Genomic DNA, 15672 nt, shown 5'->3' with positions numbered 1-15672 from the left:
AGGCATTAGCAGGAAGGTTGATAGCGTTGATACTGGCGCTGAATGGCAATCTGATCGGCGATATATTTCGCATCGTGCCAGACGCCCCAGATAAAGGTTGAGCCACGGCGGGAGAGCCACGGCAGACCGAGGAAATAGACGCCCGGTTCGCTGGAAACGCCGCGATGATGCTGCGGGCGCTGCTGTTCATTAAAGGCGTTGACCTTCAGCCAGCGGTAATCGGTGGTATAGCCGGTAGCCCAGATAATGCAGCTCACCCCCGCGGCTGCCAGGTCGAGCTCGGTGAGGGGCTGGGTCAGGCAATCGGGGTCGGGCAGGAAAAAGCGCGCTTCCGGCTCTTCCGGCAGCGACAGCCCGTTGCGAGCGATATACTCATCCGCGGCGTCGAGCAGCGCCAGATAGGAGGCGTCGCCGAGACGAATGTTGTCCGCCAGATCGGCACGGAAAACGGCTTTGCCCTCGGTAAAGCCGTGCGTCTGTCCGACCAGGGTAATTCCCTGGTGCGCCAGCTGGCGAAAATCAACGGTATGACCGCCGCGCGCGCCGCTGACCGCAATCGTCACGTGCTCTTTGCCGGGCTGATTGGCCGCCGCATCCCACAGCCCTAACACCCCCAGCCACCAGCAAAAATCGCGCTGGCGGTAGCGGCGCGGCGGGCGATCGTGCGCGCCGACGGAGAGCCATACCGCGCGCCCCGCCCGGCGGAGCTCATCGGCGATTTGCACGCCGGACGACCCCGCGCCAACCACCAGCACGCCGCCTTCCGGAAGCTGCTGCGGGTTGAAATAGTGCGCAGAATGAATCTGCTGTACAGCGCTATCCTGCGGCGCGATGGCCGGTATCACCGGGCGCTGGAACGGCCCGGTAGCGGCGACGATACGCTGCGCCTCAATCACGCCCAGTGACGTTTCCACGCGAAACCCCGGACGGCCGTTTAAGCGCTCGGCGCTAAAGACCTCAACGCCGGTTTTGATCGGTGCATTAAAGGTTTTGGCATACGCGGCGAAATAGTCAGCGATTTGCTCTTTGGCGACAAAGCTGTCGGCGTCGCAGCCGGGAAAGGTCATGCCGGGAAACCGATCGTGCCAGGCCGGGCCGTTGGCCACCAGCGAATCCCAGCGGCCGCTGCGCCAGGCCTCAGCGATGCGCTTTTTTTCCAGCACCAGATGCGGAATGCCGTGATGCGTCAGATGCTCGCTCATGGCGACGCCCGCCTGCCCCGCGCCTACCACCAGGGTATCGATCTCTGTAATCTGCTCTGTCATATCTGTGTCCTTCAAGCACGGTTGTCCGGCTTATCCGCCGGGATTGACAGAACTCAGGTTAAGTAAGTGTGATGAAATGGTAAATTATTATAAAACGATCGTCTGAATAGAAATTTACGAGGCTGAATGACGCGACAAAAAAATAACGCTTTCGGCCGCGTTAATTAAATTACGCGTGCTGATGCGGCGTTAATTCTATGCTGCGGCAATAATCCATAAATAGCTGCGTCGGACGCGTGGGTTCATTATTGGCAAGATGCGCCATAATTAATGTCGATGCGGGCATTTCGTCGGCAATATCCAGCTGCACCAGCTTTTCGCCGTCATAGGTCATATCGCACAGCGGACGGGTAACCAGTACCGAAAAGCCTAATCCCTGCCCGACCATACAGCGCACCATTTCTATGGACGGCGAACTGTAGGCCACTTCCGGGTGATAACCTTTCTCTTTAAATATCGAGACAAAATAGTTTTTGCTGGGGACCGCATCGAGCAAAATCATCGGTTCCCGGCTTAATTCCTGGAGCGTGACGCATTTTTTCTGCGCCAGCGGATGAGAAGCGGGCAGCAAAGCATAGGGTTTATGCGGGGCGTTCAGCAGCTCTTTATGAATGGAGTGACCCAGCTCCAGGTCGTAGACCAGCGCCAGATCGAAGCGCCCGCGGTGCAGACCGTGCATCAGTTCATGCTGTTCGCCGTCGTAGAGCTGGAGAGTAATTTCGGGATACATTTTTTTAAATCCCGCTACCAGTTTTGGCATATACAGCGGCGCGACGGATTCAAAGCAGCCGACGGAAATCGTCCCGGATACCAGCTCTTTATCCGCCCGCGAGTTCTGCTCAAACTCATAGGACAGCCGCAGCAGCTCTTTGGCTTTATCGTAGAAGCGCCGCCCGCTTGAGGTCAGGGATACGCCCTGCGCGTGGTGACGAATAAACAGCTGCTGGTCGAAGGTACTTTCGAGGTTTTTAATCGCAATAGAGATCGACGGCTGGGCAATGTGCAGCTGACGGGAAGCCTCAGCGATACTCTCCGTTTCCACCACCGTCACGAAATATTTAAGCTGTTTGAGGGTAAATCGGTTCATCGCTTCACCATTGATAAAATATTGTCTTATTACGAACGGGCTTAGTTTTACGATAAGCAGCCTGCAAGCATCGTGCCATGCCGTTTGCGCTTTACCTCGTCGGCAAATAGCCGCCGTTTCTATTTAATAACCCGCCCTCTTTTTTTGCCTGATTTCGCGTATTGCACCATAAAGCATCGCCCTGCACCTTATTCGCCCGCGGCGCGCCCCAATATTGCACAAATTGTCATTTTACGAAAAATCAGGTTTAAAAATAAGGGTGATTGTTTTTAAGTTGTTTCAATGCTGTTTCTCATTAATTGCGTTAAATTCCCTGAGGTTAATATAGCTGTATAGTTTTTTTAAACTTAAAGGCCAAAAATTTACTAATTGCCACCGGTCGAAGAGTGCCAGCATAGTGTCATGGCAAGATGAACGCCGGCGGCTCCCCATTTTAGAACAGGGGAATCGCCTTAATTTCCGTTAATTATGGCGAGTGAAATAGCCCATGACGTTTAACTGGAACTATATGTTAAGCCTGCTCAGCGATATCGATTTCTGGCAGGCCACCTGGACCGTCATCAAATTAAGTTTGCTGACCTGGGCTTTCAGTATTGTGCTGGGGTTTATTCTGGCGCTGGCCAAACAGTCGCCGCGCAAGCTGTTTAACGCGCCTGCCCGCCTCTATATCTGGCTGTTTCGCAGCATGCCGCTGCTGGTGCTGCTGATTTTTGTCTACAACATGCCGCAGGCGCTGCCCTCCTTCGCCCCGGTGCTGAACGACCCGTTCTGGGCCGGACTGCTGGCGATGGTGCTGAGCGAAGCCGCCTATATTGCTGAAATTCATCGCGGCGGACTGCTGTCGATTCCGAAAGGACAGAGCGAAGCCGCCCGCGCGCTCGGGCTGCGCTATGCCGGCACCCAGTGGCGTGTGGTGATCCCGCAGGCGCTGCGCGTCGCCCTGCCGGCGCTGGCTAATGAGTATATCGCCATCGTCAAGCTCAGCTCGCTGGTGTCGGTTATCTCCCTGACCGAGATCTTAATGGTCGGCCAACGGCTCTATTCGCAGAATTTCCTCGTCATGGAGACCATGGCGGCTGTGGCGTTTTACTACATCCTGATCGTCACGGTGTTTGATTTCCTGCTTAAGCGCCTCGAGACCTGGCTCGACGTCACCCAGCGTAAGACCACGCGACCGGTGGATGAAGAAATGCAGCAGCTGGCTACCGCGCGGCGTCCGGCAATGGCCCGCAGCGTTAGCGTCGCGCAGGAACCGGCGCTACAGGCGTCAAAGCTGCATAAAGCCTATAACAATGTCGAAGTACTGGGCGCCGTCAGCCTGCAAATTCAGCCCGGCGAAGTGGTCTCCGTCATCGGCCCGTCCGGCTCCGGTAAAACCACGCTGATCCGCCTGCTGAACGGCCTTGAGCAGATTGATAACGGCGAGATCAAAATCAACGGCCAGCCTTTTATTCACCTTGACCGCCAGGGGCAGCAGAAGCCGCGTTTTATGGAGAACAGCGAGCATCGCCAGAATATCGGCATGGTTTTCCAGAGCTTCAACCTGTTCCCCCACCTGACCGTACTCGGCAACCTGCTGCTGGCGCCGCGCTATCACCATCTGGCCAGCGAAGGCGAGCTGAAGCAGCACGCCTGCGAACTGCTGCATAAAGTCGGCATGCTGGAACACGCGTGGAAATATCCGCATCAGCTTTCCGGCGGCCAGCAGCAGCGGGTAGCGATTGCCCGCGCCCTGATGATGCGCCCACAAATTATGCTGTTCGATGAGCCCACCTCGGCGCTGGATCCGGAAAAAGTTAACGAGGTTCTGCAGGTTATCGAATCGCTGGCCCATGAAGGCATCACCATGGTGATCGTCACCCATGAAATGAACTTCGCCTTTAAGGTTTCCGATCGAATTGTGTTTATGGAAAAAGGACGCGTGGTCTGCGACGACACGCCTCAGGCAATGCGCGACGGCCAGCATCCGCGCGTGGACGCCTTCCTGAAAGATGTCTCTTTGGCTTAACGCCTCCGTTCCCGAAAGGAGAAAAATATGATCGCGCAGTGGCAAATCGAACAGTTTCATCAGCAGGGTTTTCTGGTTGTCGAAGAGGTGCTTTCCGCCGAGGATGTCGCGCTGCTGCAGGCCGATTTCGACGCCTGGGTCGAAGAGAGCCGACAGCATAGCGAGGTGTGGGGCGAAACCCTGGACGGTCGGCCGCGTTTCGACCTCGAAAGCGATCACGCGCCCCATCATCCGTCGCTGCGCCGTGTGAGTTCCCCCACGGAGATTTCCGCCGCCTACCGCCACGCCGCGCTTGATTCGAGAATGGCGGCGATTGCCGGCCAGCTGATCGGCGGCAGCGGGACCCGCTTCCATCACAGCAAAATCAACTCCAAGCTGCCGCACACCGCCACGCAGGTGAAATGGCACCAGGATTTTCTGTTTACCCCCCACAGCAATGACGACATCATCACCGCCCTGCTGATGGTCAGCGAAGTGACGCCGGAGAACGGCCCGCTCAACGTGGTGCCGGGAAGCCATCGGGGACCGCTGTGGTCCCACTGGCAAAACGATCGTTTTACCGGCGCCGTGGATCGGGAGGTTGAAGCGACCCACTGCCAGCAGCCGCAGGCCTGTTTTGGCCCGGCGGGATCGGTGTGCTTTATGCATACTCGTCTGCTCCACGCCTCCAGCCCCAATGAAACCGACCTGCCGCGGACGCTGTTTATCAGCGTCTACGCGGCGGAAGATGCCCTGCCGTACGGCGAAAATCCGCTGCCCAGCGCGCACGCCGGGCAGATGGTTGCCGGGGAAGAGAGCGGCCTGGTGCGCAGTACCGTGAATCATTTACGCCTGCCGCAAAAACCGCGCGGCGCATCCTTTTTCGTCCAGCAGGCCGGTACCGATCGCGCCAGCATGTAATTTGCCCACTCTCTGGAGGTTGTATGAAACGTTTTAAAGCTTTCCGCCCTGCTGCCCTGCTCCTTTGCACCGCTGGCGCCCTGTCGTCCTTTAGCGCCCAGGCCTTCCAGCAGCCGGGGAAAATCACCGCCGGTTCGGATATGACCTTTTTCCCGTATGAATATATGGAAAACAACAAGCCCGCCGGGTTCGATATCGAGTTTCTTGCCGGGCTGGCGAAAACCATGGGCCGCGAGGCGGTGAATATTGATACCCGGTTTCCGAATTTGATTCCGGGCTTGCAGGGCGGACGCTTCGATATCACCAACTCGTCAATGTACATCACCGCCGAGCGTCTGAAGGTTATCGATATGGTGCCCTATCTGAAAAGCGGCGAAGCGATCCTCGCGCTGAAAGGCAGCGACTATCAGCCGAAAACGCCGGAAGAGTTTTGCGGCCACAAAATTGGTTCAATGGGGGCGACGTCATGGCTGGCGCAGCTGCAAAAGCTCTCCGCCGACTACTGCGTGAAAAAGGGCCTGAAGCCGATAGCGCTCAGTGAATACACCACAGACCCGCAAACCACCCAGGCGCTGCTCTCGCGGGCGGTTGAGGCGCAAATCACCGATGCGGCGGTGGCGCGCGGCGTGATTGATAAGCTTGGCGATCGGGTGACCATCTCTTCCGAAACCTTAATTTATCCGGTGCTCAATGGCTTTGGGGTGAAAAAAGGCAATAGCGAAGTGAAAACCGCGCTGGAGGAAGGGCTGAAGAAATACAGCGCGACGCCGGAATACGCCGCGCTGCTGAAGAAATATAACTTCCAGGCCCCGACGCCAGAGGATCTGCAGACCCTGATGCCGAAAGCGGAGTAATCATATGGCCCGCTCTTATGAAGAACAGACGCGTATCGACCTGGCGGCGACCTTTCGCATCATCGCCCATCTCGGGATGCACGAAGCGGTGGCCAACCACTTTAGCGCGGCCATCTCGGCGGACGGCAAAAAATTCCTGCTGAATCCGAAGTGGAAACACTTTTCGCGCATCCGCGCCAGCGACCTGCTGCTGCTGGACGCCGATGATGAAGCCTGCGCCCGGCGAGCGGACGTGGACGCCACGGCGTGGGCGATTCACGGGCAGATCCACCAGCGCCTGCCGGAGGTGCGGGTGGTACTGCACCTGCATCCGGTGTATACCACCAGCGTTGCTTGCCTCGAGACGCCGCATATCCCGCCGATCGATCAGAACACGGCGCGCTATTTCAATCGGGTAGCCGTCGATAGGTTGTACGGCGGCATGGCGGACACCACGGCGGAAGGCGCGCGTCTGGCGTCGCTGCTGGCCGACAAGCGCCGGCTGCTGATGGGCAACCACGGCGTACTGGTGACCGCACCGTCGATTGGCGAGGCTTTCGATGATATCTGGACTCTGGAGCGCGCCTGCCAGATTCTGGTGACCGCCTGGTCAACGGGGCAGCCGCTGAAAGTGCTCTCCGCTGCGGTGGCGGAGAAAACCGCGCAGGACTGGGAGGGGATCGCCGACTTTTCACGCCAGCATTTTGCAGAGATGAAGCAGATGATGATCGACGCCGACCCGTCCTTGCTGGAGTGACGGTTTACTCCCGGAGAAAGGCGCCACCGGGCATACGGAGATAAGCCGGATTTGAGGTATCGAGGCGCGGATTTTGCCGCAGGACTGGCGACAGAATCCGCAAGTTACGCGCTTGTAGCCCCGGTAAGGCGCCAGCCGCCACCGGGGAAAAGGCGGCTAGTAGCGCACGCAGACCGACTTTGTTTCGCACCAGTCATCCAGCCAGTCGGGGCCGAAATCGCGGCCGGTACCGGACTGCTTCATGCCGCCGAACGGCAGGTTGGCGTCGATCAGCGTATGGCTGTTGACCCACACCGTCCCCGCCTGCAGGCGATCGGTATAGCTCAGCGCCTGGCTCAGGTCGCGGGTCCAGACGCTGGCGGTCAGGCCAAAATCGCTGTCGTTGGCCAGGCGCAGCGCCTCTTCCCCGTCGGCCACGCGTACCAGGTTCACCACCGGACCGAAAACCTCTTCCCGGCTAAGGCGCAGCCCGGCGTCGGGATTAATCACCAGCGTTGGCGCAATATAGTAGCCCTGCGCATTCGGCCCCACGTTACCGCTAATCAGCTCTGCCTTCTGCTGACGGGCTTCATCAAGATAGGCCGCCACTTTTGCGCAATGCACCTGCGATACCACCGGGTTAATCTGGCTGCTCTCGAGCATACCGGGCCCGACCTGTAGCGACTTCACCGCCTGCTCGAAGCCGCTCACCAGCGTATCGAACAGCGGCGCTTCGATATAAATTCGCGAACTGGCGGCGCACACCTGCCCCTGATTCAGAAAGCTACCGGTCATTAATCCCTCAATAACCCACTGCGGATCGGCATCTTTCAGCACGATGGCTGGGTTCTTGCCGCCCAGCTCCAGCGTGACCCGGGTCAGTCGGTCAGCGGCCACGCGGGCAATCTGTTTACCGGTAGCGGTCGATCCGGTAAAGCTCACCTTGGCGACCTGAGGATGCGAGGTCAGCGCCGCGCCGCACCCGGCGCCGCTGCCGGTCACCACGTTAAAAACGCCGTCCGGTACGCCGGCCTCGGTTGCCAGTTCCGCTACCCGCAGCAGGGTCAGCGGCGTGGTTTCCGACGGCTTAATGACGATCGAGCAGCCAGCCGCCAGCGCGGGCATCACTTTCCACATGCCGATCATCAACGGGAAATTCCACGGCACGATCCCGGCCACCACGCCCACCGGCTCTTTTTTGGTCCACGCCTGATAGCGTGCGCCCTGCGGGAAGGGGATCGATACGTCGAGGGTGCGGCCGCTGATTTTAGTGGTCAGTCCGGCGGTATAGCGCATCCAGTTCAGCGTGCAGCCCACTTCAAAGGCGCGGGAAATGTTAATCGATTTCCCCTGTTCAAGGGTCTCCAGCTGCGCCAGCTCCTCGCCGTGCTGCTCCACCAGATCGGCGAAACGCAGCAGGATCCGTTCGCGGTCGGCGGGCGTCCGCCCTGCCCAGCTGCGGGAAACGAAAGCGCGCCAGGCGGACATCACCGCCCGATCGACATCCGCGGCGTTAGCATCCGCGGTGCTGGCGATAGCCTGACCGGTGGCCGGATCCCAGACGGTTAAGCGCTTTTCGCTCTCTGCCGCCTGCTGCGCACCGTCAAGATACAACCCATGCTGTCTGTCTAAAAACTGCTGCACGCTGGCGAGTAGCGCGACCTGTGATGTGGACATACCCCTTCCTTATTGTTCACGGATAGTGGTTTCAGTTTATGCCGGGGTCGCGATTCACGCTTTTTTCTCTGTGACATTCGCTGTTGCCGCTGTGACAGGCGCCGCAATTAAGTTGATGAGGCGGACAGAAAATGTGCAGCAGGTAATAGTTCTTTCATATACTCCGCCGTTGACCCTTGCCTCCGGCATCATAAGTGCAACAATGCAAAAACATTATTATTACAAGGGATGCGCGATGAGTACGGCAAATCGTGGGCAGAACTACCAGCATTGGTTAGCAAAAATCAATCAGGTCTGCGGGCAGTTTGCCGCCCGTCCGCTGGCTGATAATTTCCACGGTGAGATCGACGCCAGCTATGCCGGCGACCTGAAAGTCAGCACGGTGACCGCCTGCGGCATTAATCTTTACCGCACCCGACAAGAGATCCAGCGCGATAACGACGCCTGGTTTTATACCGTCTTCCAGCTCGCGGGCCAGGCAACGATCGAGCAGGATGGCCGCCAGGCGATGCTGGAAAGCGGCGATATCACCCTGATTGACGCGTCTCGTCCCTGTTCAATTATCTGGCAGCAAACCTCGCGTCAGGCCTCCCTGCTGCTGCCAAGATCGCTGCTGGAGCAACAGCTGCGCGGCAGTGAAATCAGCATCGCTACCCGGCTGGCGAAAAGCCTGCCGATGGTCCAGCTCAGCCAGCGCCTGCTGCATGAAAGCATGAACAGCCCTGAACTCTCGGCCAGCGAAAGCAAAGCGGCGCTGGAGGCCATCGTCTGCCTGCTGCGCCCGATGCTGCATCATCAGGAGGCCCAGCCGTCCCGGCGCGATAAGCAGTTTCAGAAAATCATGGCGTTAATCGATGAGTCGATTCAGGCGGAACATCTGCGCCCGGAGTGGCTGGCCAGCGAAACCGGCATGTCGGTGCGCAGCCTCTATCGGCTGTTTGCGGAAAAGGGGCTGGTGGTGGCGCAATATATCAAGAATCGTCGGCTCGATTTGTGCGCCCGCGCGCTGCAAAGCGCCCATGATGACGAAAAGCTGGCGGGGATCGGCTACAGCTGGGGCTTCAGCGATCATAGCCATTTTTCCACCGCCTTTAAGCAGCGCTTCGGCGTCTCGCCGGGGGAGTATCGCAAGCGCTGCCGATAGCTATTTTTTCAGCCATTTGCCGTTAAGGCCCTTCACGTACTCGCCCGGCTGCGCCCTGGCGACCAGCTTCTGACCGGCCATTTTCGCCACCTGATCCACCGGTAGATTATTGTCATCCGCCAGCTGCTGATAGCTGTCGCTGCGGGCGGCGTTGATCTGTTTCACCAGCTCAAGGGTTTCTTTATCCTGACGCAGCGGTTCAAGATAGCCGTTGAGGGTTTCGCCGACCCGCCCCTGCTGGCGAGCCTCATTCAGGGTCAGGGCCTGCGCCTGAGCGCTGAACAGCACCAGCGCCAGCGCGGCGGTTATCAGTCGTATTCTCATCATCGCCTCAGAACAGATCGCTACGCGATTTGAGCAGATTCTCAACGTCTTTATCCAGCTTGATATGAATTTCATGCTCAATTTTGACGTTCATATTGATGGTGATCGGCTCTTTCGATGCCGCGATTTCAATACGCGGCGTACAGCCCGCCAGCAGCGCGGTGGCCAGAAAGGCGGCGAATAGTTTGATCATTATTGTTGTTCCTTACAGGTATGACTGTCCTGACAGCGCGGCGCGGGCAGCCTGGCGTTCTGCTCCAGCCACGCCTGCAGATTGTCGCCGAAACGCAAGCTGCGCCACAGGTCAAAAATATTCTCTTCATGGGAGTAGTTTAAGTGCACCGTATTGCTTTTGCCTTCTACCCGGCTGGTGCCGCTAATCGTCGCCTTCAGCGTCAGTACGCCGAGGTTATCGAGGTTGATCCGCGTCCACGAGGTGGCCACTTCCATATAGCGCAGCCAGTTAATGGCCGCCCCGGCGGAGACGTTGTCGGCCACCAGCGCGTCAGCGGTGTCTTTATCAAGACGCATCGTCATCGGCCCCGGATTGCTGAACCAGCCGTCCTTGATAATCCATTTATCGTTATCCAGCCACAGCGGCAGCGCGCCGTTAAACGGGCCGGACACGGCGAACTGCTTCACTTTAATCGCGCTAATTAACTCGCTGCTGGAGATGTTTTGCAGACGCAGCAGCGCCGGATCGTGCTGCGGCATCCGCAGCTGCTGCATGGTCAGCTTGCCGCCGAGAATATCGACGCTGACGTTGCTCAACTGTAAAGGCGCGTCTTCACTCCAGGGCCAGGCGCCCTGGAGATCCGCCGTCAGATTGCGCGCGGTGAACTGGTTGACGACTTCGCCGATGCGCAGCGATACCGGATGGCGGGTGCCAAGCTGCCAGGTGGCGTCGCTAAAGCGGAACGGCAGCACAAAATCGACGCCGTTGATCTGGTTATCCGGCATCCAGGCGCTGCCGTCTTTGAGCACACCGTGACCGCCCGCCTCGAAGCCCTGTTCGGCGGCGGCAGAGAATGCCACCTGCGCGTAGAGCGTTCCCTCACGCAGGTTCATCTTCCACTCCGGCGGCACCAACGGCTGGAAAACGGTCAGCGACTGTTTTGGCCACCACGCCTCACCGCGCAGACGTTCGCCGTCCCAGCGCCCGGTAACGCGCACCGGGCCAATTTTTTGCGCATGCAGGGAGCCGCTGAACCGGAACCAGGTCGGATCGCGGCCATCAATGTTGAACTTAAGCGTTGACGGCGGCAGTTCGCTGCCGCCGCTGAAGGTGGTTTTCCCGGCATCCAGCGACAGCGCGCCGGTCAGCTTGGGATGCTGCTCATCGCGCAGCCAGTGGATCGGTTTTTCCAGCGTCAGGCGCGGGGTACTCACCAGCATGGATCCATACTGCAGCTTATCGAAACCGGTCGACAGGCTGTTGAGCACAATGGCGCTATCAACCCATTCGCCCGCGCCTTTAACATCCCAGCGCGCCTGCATCGGGGTGAAATGGCCATCGCCCCAGTAGCGCCACTGCCAGCGGCCGCGGTCGGGCATAAAGTTGTCGGCCTGGCCATCAAGATGCAGGATAAAATCCCCCATCTCCTGCTCATGGGCCCGTAGAATAGCCTGCAAGCGACCATCAACGCCCTGTTGCGTCACTTTAACGCCCGCCAGAGGCCAGCGGATTTCATCGATATTCAACGAATCGATGACCCGCCCGCGCGAACGCAGCAGCGCGCCGGGGTGAAAATTGAGCACCGGCGCGGTAAGCGGCCCGCTCAGCTGCGCGGGCAGTCGGGCATAAAAAATCAGATCGCCGAGCTTGGCCTCGCCGGTCAGCTGTAGCGGCATGTCGCTGCTGTCCATGCTCAGCTTACCGGGGCCGATATTCAGCACGGCGTTGCCCTTCCCGGCCTGGCCCTGAGTGAGCACGTTAAGACGCCCGCTGACCTGCATCTGCTCGGTGCCCTGCTGCCAGTTGCCCAGCGAAAGCGCAACCCGGCCGCTCAAGGCGTTGCCAGCGTATTCGGTGTGCCAGCGGCCATCGCTGATGACGATACGATCCGGGGTGATTTCCCACGGCAGGTCAAGCATCGGCTCCACTTCACCGCGCGGCGTGACCAGCAGCTGCCCGCGGTTCTTCTGCCACTCCAGCTCGGCATCGACAAGACCGGGGGTTTGTGGAAATTCAAAGGTGCTGAACAGGTGGCCGTCGACCGGCAAACCGTCCGGCACCAGCGGCATCTGAAACTCGCCCACCAGCTTCACCGGCGCCTGGTCTTCCACCAGACGCGCGGAAAAATCGCTGACCGTCAGCGCCTGGCCGCGCAGCCGCGCCTGGAGGGTAACCTCTTTACCGGCATAGCCGATATCCTGCTGCTGCGGCGTTAGCGACATCACCAGCCGCCCCTGCCATTTCTCCCACGGCGACAGGCGCAGATTGTCAATCGTCAGCCAGCTGTAAGGGAGCATTGATTGCCATTCGGCGAGGGTTTTCGGCGCCCCCGGCGCGGCTTCGCTTTCCGGGAGCTTGTTCAGGCAGGCGCTGTTTATATCCAGCTCGCTGATATGTAAACGCCAGCGGCTGGGACGCGAGAGCGAGGCATTGGCGACGCGCGCGATTTCGCAGTCGCCGACCAGGTAGCGCAGATCCGGAATACGCAGCGCGGAGCGCGTCAGTCGCGGGCTTTCATTAAGTGAGATTCGGGTTCCCGCCGGTAGCCAGATACCTGCCAGCGTGGGCACCCAGTGGGTGAGCGTTAATAGCAAAGCCAGCGGTAGCAGCACGAGGGCTAATAATAGCGCGATGGCGGCTTTATATTTACCCTTCATGGGCAGCTAATATCCTGATTCGAAATAAGTAAAAGCCGAGAGGCCGCTATTGTGGCACGTTCGACCTGTGAGTTAAAGTTTCCATCCCGTTTAAGCGTAGTCGCCGCCATGTGATTCACCAGCCGGCTATTTAACCGGGGTTTAGTTTTCGCCTGCGACACTGGTCCACACCTGCGAACGTAAACGGATGGTGCTGTGGACTTAATTATCTCGCTGATGGAATACGCTCAGAGCCGCTATTCATTGGTATTGCTGATGGTTTTCCTGCTGACGTTCACGAAATCTTGCGCCGTTATCTCGCTGCTGATCCCCGGTACCTCCGGACTGCTGCTGTTCGGCACCCTGGCATCGGCCAGCGTCGGCCATTTTTTGTTAATGTGGATGAGCGCCAGCCTCGGCGCCATCGGCGGATTCTGGCTCTCGTGGCTGACGGGCTACCGCTACCGGCACCATCTGCATCGTATCCGCTGGCTTAATGCCGAACGCCTCGCTCGCGGCCAGCTATTCCTGCGCCGCCACGGCGCGTGGGCGGTCTTTTTTAGCCGCTTTCTCTCTCCGCTGCGCGCCACCGTGCCGCTGGTCACCGGCGCCAGCGGGACCTCTCTCTGGCAGTTTCAGCTCGCTAACGTCAGTTCAGGTTTACTCTGGCCGCTGGTCCTGCTGGCGCCAGGGGCGCTGAGCCTCAACTTTTAATGAAACGTATTGTCTTTTAAAGAGATTTCTTAACTCTACGATATGCTCTAGAATTAATACTATAACCTGCTGATTAAACTAGTTTTTAACATTTGTAAGATTATTTTAATTATGCTACCGTGACGGTATTATCACTGGAGAAAAGTCTTATGAAAATCGCTGTATACAGTACGAAACAGTACGACAAGAAGTATCTGCAGCACGTCAATGATGCATACGGCTTTGAACTGGAATTTTTTGACTTCCTGCTAACCGAAAAGACCGCCAAAACCGCCAACGGCTGTGAAGCGGTGTGCATCTTCGTAAACGATGACGGTAGCCGCCCGGTACTCGAAGAACTGAAAGCCCACGGCGTGAAGTACATCGCGCTGCGCTGCGCGGGGTTCAACAACGTTGATCTCGATGCCGCGAAAGAGCTGGGCCTGCGCGTGGTGCGCGTCCCCGCCTACTCGCCGGAAGCGGTCGCAGAGCACGCGATCGGCATGATGATGTCGCTAAACCGCCGCATTCATCGCGCCTATCAGCGCACCCGCGATGCGAACTTCTCCCTTGAAGGACTAACCGGTTTCACCATGCACGGTAAAACCGCCGGCGTTATCGGTACCGGTAAAATCGGCGTCGCCGCGCTGCGCATTCTGAAAGGCTTCGGTATGCGTCTGCTGGCATTTGATCCCTACCCAAGCGCCGCCGCGCTGGATATGGGCGTGGAGTATGTCGATCTTGAAACCCTGTACCGGGAGTCTGACGTTATTTCCCTGCACTGCCCGCTGACCGATGAAAACTACCATTTGCTGAACCATGCCGCGTTCGATCGCATGAAAGACGGGGTGATGATCATCAACACCAGCCGCGGCGCGCTCATCGATTCTCAGGCAGCGATCGACGCCCTGAAGCATCAGAAAATTGGCGCGCTGGGGATGGACGTATATGAGAACGAACGCGATCTGTTCTTTGAAGATAAGTCTAATGACGTGATTCAGGATGATGTGTTCCGCCGTCTCTCCGCCTGCCATAACGTCCTTTTTACCGGTCACCAGGCGTTTCTGACCGCGGAAGCGCTGATCAGCATTTCACAAACCACCCTCGACAACCTGCGTCAGGTGGATGCTGGCGAAACCTGCCCTAACGCGCTGGTCTGATATTCCTTTCCCTTTTGTGCTCCTCCTCTGCGGGGGGCACATTCAGATAATCCCCACAGTAATCGCCTGCGATAAAGTTACAATTCCCTTCATTTATTAATACGATAAATATTTATGGAGACTAAATGAACAAGTTTGCTGCGCTGCTGGCGGCGGGAATGTTGCTATCGGGCTGCGTTTATAACAGCAAGGTGTCAACCAGAGCGGAACAGCTTCAGCATCACCGTTTTGTGCTGACCAGCGTTAACGGGCAGCCGCTGAATGCCGCGGATAAGCCGCAGGAGCTGAGCTTCGGCGAAAAAATGCCCATTACGGGCAAGATGTCTGTTTCAGGTAATATGTGCAACCGCTTCAGCGGCACGGGCAAAGTCTCGGACGGCGAGCTGAAGGTTGAAGAGCTGGCGATGACCCGCATGCTCTGCACAGACTCGCAGCTGAACGCGCTGGACGCCACGCTGAGCAAAATGCTGCGCGAAGGCGCGCAGGTCGACCTGACGGAAACGCAGCTAACGCTGGCGACCGCCGACCAGACGCTGGTGTATAAGCTCGCCGACCTGATGAATTAATAGTTACCGCAGCTTCCGCCTGCCAGCGCCTGCTCGCTGCAGCGCTTGCCGTTCGGCAATGCGCACATGCCGATAGCGGAGCCATCAAGCTGGCGGGCGACCGATAACGAGCCGCCAACCATGGCGCAGTTTGCCTGGCCGGAGCTGCTCATCGCGGCACGCATTCCCGGCGACACGTGCGCCGCCGTTGCCTGCTGAACAGGTTCATCATTGCTACTACACGCCGACAGTAACAGCGCAGCACATCCCACTAAAAACGCAGCTCGCATCTTCTCTCCCCTCAGATACATCTTAAAATGAACAAGCCTAAGGATAATAGGCAGCTCAGCGCGCCGCGTCGAGAGGCGAAGTACGTATTTATGCGCTGTATTAACATTTATTAGCAAATTTTTTGGTCGCTTTTATTCATCCTCAGTTTCAGAACGCAAAGCGCCCTCACTATGTCATCCATGATGAGGGCGCCGTTTC

At 58.1% G+C, this 15672-nt stretch carries 15 protein-coding genes; 8 read left to right on the top strand and 7 right to left on the bottom strand.

Going from position 1 to position 15672, the window contains the following annotated elements:
• Positions 1-5: 5 nt before the first annotated feature.
• Both ABLV30_RS12045 and ABLV30_RS12040 read right to left on the bottom strand, forming a co-directional pair.
• Positions 6-1265 (bottom strand): NAD(P)/FAD-dependent oxidoreductase, encoded by a 1260-nt coding sequence (locus ABLV30_RS12045; RefSeq protein ID WP_025107957.1) that lies wholly within the window; start codon positions 1263-1265, stop codon positions 6-8.
• A 169-nt stretch (positions 1266-1434) separates the two neighbouring features.
• Positions 1435-2352, bottom strand: coding sequence for a LysR substrate-binding domain-containing protein (locus ABLV30_RS12040; protein ID WP_009653045.1), 918 nt, complete (start codon positions 2350-2352; stop codon positions 1435-1437).
• 487 nt (positions 2353-2839) lie between these two features.
• Here ABLV30_RS12040 and ABLV30_RS12035 point away from each other — a divergent pair, with 487 nt between their 5' ends.
• Genes ABLV30_RS12035 through ABLV30_RS12020 form a run of 4 tightly spaced genes read left to right on the top strand, consistent with a single transcriptional unit; the run spans position 2840 to position 6850 of the window.
• Complete coding sequence (locus tag ABLV30_RS12035; RefSeq protein WP_046877242.1) at positions 2840-4360, top strand: amino acid ABC transporter permease/ATP-binding protein; 1521 nt, start codon at positions 2840-2842, stop codon at positions 4358-4360.
• A gap of 27 nt (positions 4361-4387) precedes the next feature.
• Positions 4388-5260, top strand: a complete 873-nt coding sequence (locus tag ABLV30_RS12030; protein ID WP_049082366.1) for a phytanoyl-CoA dioxygenase family protein — start codon at positions 4388-4390, stop codon at positions 5258-5260.
• 23 nt (positions 5261-5283) lie between these two features.
• Positions 5284-6114: an ABC transporter substrate-binding protein gene (locus ABLV30_RS12025; protein ID WP_064381163.1), complete on the top strand. Its 831-nt coding sequence runs from the start codon at positions 5284-5286 to the stop codon at positions 6112-6114.
• Between the two features lie 4 nt (positions 6115-6118).
• Positions 6119-6850, top strand: a complete 732-nt coding sequence (locus ABLV30_RS12020; protein WP_025107959.1) for a class II aldolase and adducin N-terminal domain-containing protein — start codon at positions 6119-6121, stop codon at positions 6848-6850.
• A 156-nt stretch (positions 6851-7006) separates the two neighbouring features.
• Here ABLV30_RS12020 and ABLV30_RS12015 read toward each other — a convergent pair whose 3' ends face one another.
• Positions 7007-8506 carry an aldehyde dehydrogenase family protein gene (locus ABLV30_RS12015; protein WP_025107960.1) on the bottom strand — a complete coding sequence of 500 codons (1500 nt, stop codon included), beginning with the start codon at positions 8504-8506 and terminating at the stop codon, positions 7007-7009.
• Positions 8507-8741: 235 nt separating this feature from the next.
• On the opposite strand from ABLV30_RS12015, the gene feaR reads away from it, so the two are divergent.
• A complete protein-coding gene (gene feaR / locus ABLV30_RS12010; protein WP_025107961.1) occupies positions 8742-9650 on the top strand; it encodes a transcriptional regulator FeaR in 909 nt (302 codons plus the stop codon).
• Here the strand turns inward: feaR and ABLV30_RS12005 are convergent, their stop codons facing one another.
• From ABLV30_RS12005 to ABLV30_RS11995, 3 genes are read right to left on the bottom strand one after another with little or no spacing between them, the layout of a single operon-like run.
• Complete coding sequence (locus ABLV30_RS12005; RefSeq protein WP_014838317.1) at positions 9651-9974, bottom strand: YdbL family protein; 324 nt, start codon at positions 9972-9974, stop codon at positions 9651-9653.
• A 7-nt stretch (positions 9975-9981) separates the two neighbouring features.
• Positions 9982-10167, bottom strand: a complete 186-nt coding sequence (locus ABLV30_RS12000) for a YnbE family lipoprotein (protein ID WP_004121063.1) — start codon at positions 10165-10167, stop codon at positions 9982-9984.
• On the bottom strand, positions 10167-12806 hold the full coding sequence (locus ABLV30_RS11995) for a YdbH family protein (RefSeq protein WP_042945052.1): 2640 nt from the start codon (positions 12804-12806) through the stop codon (positions 10167-10169). The genes ABLV30_RS12000 and ABLV30_RS11995 overlap by 1 nt, the downstream gene beginning before the upstream one ends.
• Positions 12807-13001: 195 nt before the next feature.
• Between ABLV30_RS11995 and ABLV30_RS11990 the strand changes: the two genes are divergently transcribed.
• The 3 genes from ABLV30_RS11990 to hslJ all read left to right on the top strand — a co-directional run bounded on the left by ABLV30_RS11990 (position 13002) and on the right by hslJ (position 15204).
• Positions 13002-13499: a DedA family protein gene (locus ABLV30_RS11990; RefSeq protein ID WP_004850371.1), complete on the top strand. Its 498-nt coding sequence runs from the start codon at positions 13002-13004 to the stop codon at positions 13497-13499.
• A 149-nt stretch (positions 13500-13648) separates the two neighbouring features.
• Positions 13649-14638 carry a 2-hydroxyacid dehydrogenase gene (locus ABLV30_RS11985; RefSeq protein WP_004112629.1) on the top strand — a complete coding sequence of 330 codons (990 nt, stop codon included), beginning with the start codon at positions 13649-13651 and terminating at the stop codon, positions 14636-14638.
• A 125-nt stretch (positions 14639-14763) separates the two neighbouring features.
• Positions 14764-15204, top strand: coding sequence for a heat shock protein HslJ (gene hslJ / locus ABLV30_RS11980; protein WP_014229134.1), 441 nt, complete (start codon positions 14764-14766; stop codon positions 15202-15204).
• Here the strand turns inward: hslJ and ABLV30_RS11975 are convergent.
• Positions 15201-15473, bottom strand: coding sequence for a DUF333 domain-containing protein (locus tag ABLV30_RS11975; RefSeq protein ID WP_004101621.1), 273 nt, complete (start codon positions 15471-15473; stop codon positions 15201-15203). The genes hslJ and ABLV30_RS11975 overlap by 4 nt on opposite strands.
• Between the last annotated feature and the right edge of the window lie 199 nt (positions 15474-15672).

Source organism: Klebsiella sp. CN_Kp113, assembly GCF_040064585.1.
Lineage (GTDB): Bacteria > Pseudomonadota > Gammaproteobacteria > Enterobacterales > Enterobacteriaceae > Klebsiella > Klebsiella michiganensis.
This window is presented reverse-complemented; position numbering and strand designations above follow the sequence as displayed.